Origin of the sequence: Mesorhizobium sp. M7A.F.Ca.US.005.03.2.1 (assembly GCF_003997795.1) — a bacterium.
Lineage (GTDB): Bacteria > Pseudomonadota > Alphaproteobacteria > Rhizobiales > Rhizobiaceae > Mesorhizobium > Mesorhizobium ciceri.
The window spans coordinates 1-2,536 of record NZ_RZRP01000882.1 but is presented as its reverse complement, the minus strand read 5'-3'; the positions used below and the strand labels follow the sequence as shown (position 1 = coordinate 2,536).

At 59.1% G+C, this 2,536-nt stretch carries 3 protein-coding genes; 1 reads left to right on the top strand and 2 read right to left on the bottom strand.

Translation table 11 applies throughout. The features are described 5' to 3' along the window. Positions 1-685, bottom strand: a 685-nt coding sequence (locus EN991_RS31920) for a heme-binding protein (RefSeq protein WP_127370245.1), incomplete at its 3' end; no start/stop codon positions are given. A 723-nt stretch (positions 686-1,408) separates the two neighbouring features. Here EN991_RS31920 and EN991_RS31910 point away from each other — a divergent pair. Beyond that, positions 1,409-1,714, top strand: coding sequence for a hypothetical protein (locus EN991_RS31910; protein WP_024504611.1), 306 nt, complete (start codon positions 1,409-1,411; stop codon positions 1,712-1,714). A gap of 607 nt (positions 1,715-2,321) precedes the next feature. On the opposite strand, the gene EN991_RS31905 is transcribed toward EN991_RS31910, so the two are convergent. Continuing rightward, the coding region (locus EN991_RS31905; protein ID WP_164769518.1) for a DUF892 family protein at positions 2,322-2,536 on the bottom strand (215 nt) is incomplete at its 5' end.

Here is a 2,536-nt window from a genome sequence, read left to right as displayed (position 1 = left end):
CCACGCCGGCGCCGCGCTCCGCCGCGATGTCAGCCTCGGTGCCGGCACAAAGCGGATGGCCCCAGCCCGAGGCGCTTTTGCCGCCGGGATCGACATCGTAGACGATGGCGTCCTTGCGATTGGGATTGACCCCGGCGGGAACCTTGTCGAGGCCAAGCGCCGCGCGAACACGCCAGGCGACATTGTGATCGGCGCATGAGGAATCTCCTGAGACCCCGAGGCCTCCGACGATGCTCTTGCCGTCATAGAGGGCAAGCCCGCCGCCAAACACGACGACGCCTCCGATTGGCTTGCCGACGAGAGGATCGCTGGCACTTCCAAACGTTTTGGGATCGCCCGCATAGGCTGCGGCCTGGTTGACCGGGTTGGTCTCCTGCAAGCCGAAAAGCGGCCCGCCCGGCTGCGTCCCCGCGTAGAGATTGGCCGTCGATAGGGCCATTTGCGCCAGGCTGAGCCCATTGGCTGTATTGGCCTTCTCCGCCGCGACGAGGCGACTGCCTGGCCATTGCGAATCGGCGGTGGGACCGCTGAAAGCGATCGCGCACACCGCGCCGTCGCGAGCAACGACAGCGGCCCATTCATTGGTCTCAAAGCCTCCGTTGGCAGGTCCGCCGCTTGCTTTCACATTGGCCTTGAGTGCGGCGAGCAGCTTATCGTGGTCGGCCGGGCAGGGCGCCTGTGCCATGGCTTGGCCCTGTGGGAACAGGCCACTCGTCAACAACACCAGACCAAAGGCTGATAGCAAACGCCGACAGCGATACATTGTCCTGCCCATTCGTTCGAGCATCAAAGAACCCCGGAGCATTCTGGCAGCCTGGAAAATGCGAAAATGAGTCCGTGGTCCAATGCCGTCGCTATTTAACTTGGGCGATGCAGCTATGTTCCTGCTTCTGCAAAAAATTGCGCAGCCGCGTGCGCCGATGCAAGGTTGCCGTCTGTCCGTGTCGCCGGCGCAAAATCCGCGGCCGAGATCGTGGTACCTACTGTCATACGTGTATTGTGATGCAAACGACACCCGGCGAGAAGGAATAAACGTAGCCAAAACAGGCAGTTGACGGGCTGACTGATCCCTGCCCATTGTGCCGGCACCTATGAACGTTGCGCCAGCATTGCCAAGGCAACCTGTCGGCCTTTGGCAATGGGAGAAAACCTGCCTGTCATCGAGGAGTCAGGCACGCCCCTTTGCTTGGTCGAGGCTCGCCTACATCCAACCACACGCCGCCAACTGCGGCGGTGTCACGGATTGGCTGCGCGTGGCACACTTTCACGCAAGGCCAGGATTCCCATCTGGAGTCACGGAATGCAGGAACTCCCGTCAGCCTGGTTCACATTTGCGCCTTTGCCCGCAGCGTCAGCCGATGGAACATGATGCTGGTCGCCGCCGTTGGAAGAGCTTGGAGGCGGCCGCATGCACCTTGTCCAGATCCTGCTTCCTCGTTCCGACAACGCGGGTGAGCCCTTCGCCAAGGAAGACTTCGATCGTGTGAAGGACGAACTCGCCAATACGTTCAAAGGTGTCACCGCGTATTTTCGGACGCCCGCGGAAGGGGTATGGAGGGAGGGAAAAGAGTCCGACATGGACGAGATTGTCATCTTCGAGGTGATGACGGAAGAAGTCGATCTGCCCGATTGGCGAAGGCGCCGAGCGGAGTTGGAGCGCCGTTTCCGGCAGGACGAGATCATCATCCGCTACCTACCGATGGCATTGGTCTAAAGGTCCAGACGCCTCCGGGATTGGGTTTTGCCACCCTCCTTCCCGAGCTGAACTGCATTCGAAATCTGGAATGGCCTATTAGAGGTTTAATTACGATCCTTTGGACCTGCGTAATTCATTCAGTGGGTCTTCTGCAGGGCATAATATTGCGCATCGGTGGAATTAGCGAGGAAGGAAATATAACATACGTTCCATTAACAATTTAGACCGTTTGTCGATGTTTGTACTGATGACACTGTTATTTTAATGGTTGCAAGCCTTGCGAGTCAACCTGACGGGGTCAGTCTGGACAGGACCGAACCGCCTGCTTCAAAGGGTTGACCGGAAATGGGCGCATTGTTGGCTGTCCAGTGACTACGCTCCTACGGCGTCGGTCATTTTTCTTTTGCTGCCGCCGATCGGTTCTGGCCGGTCGGCGCCGTTGTCTTCGCGTCTTTCGAATGCGCTGCTATTGCAGGACCCGCGCCAGTCGACTTGCGCATATCGCCGTTGCCAGCGAGGCCGGGCTTCTTGCCGAGTAGTCTTGAAACGAGCGTACCTGGATATCCCATTGATACCTCCCGTGAGATTCGCGTAGCGACGGGCCAGTCTTCGCCTGGTGGGGCTACTACACGTTTTCGGCCGCCATGTTGACAGCCGATTCAGCGAGTTGTGTCAGCGCCTCGTCGGTCGCTTTTTCCTCTCCAAGCGTCAAATTGAGGAGAGAAACCGCTTCATCGAGCCCGAGTTCGGAGGCCCAGGTCTTCAGTGTGCCATAGCGTGAGATTTCGTAGTGCTCCACAGCCTGGGCCGCAGCCAGCAGGCCGGCGTCCAGGGCAGGTG

Bases quoted from the DNA above. Each gene is read 5' to 3' on its own strand.
- EN991_RS31910 (WP_024504611.1), top strand. From the start codon at position 1,409: ATGCACCTTGTCCAGATCCTGCTTCCTCGTTCCGACAACGCGGGTGAG.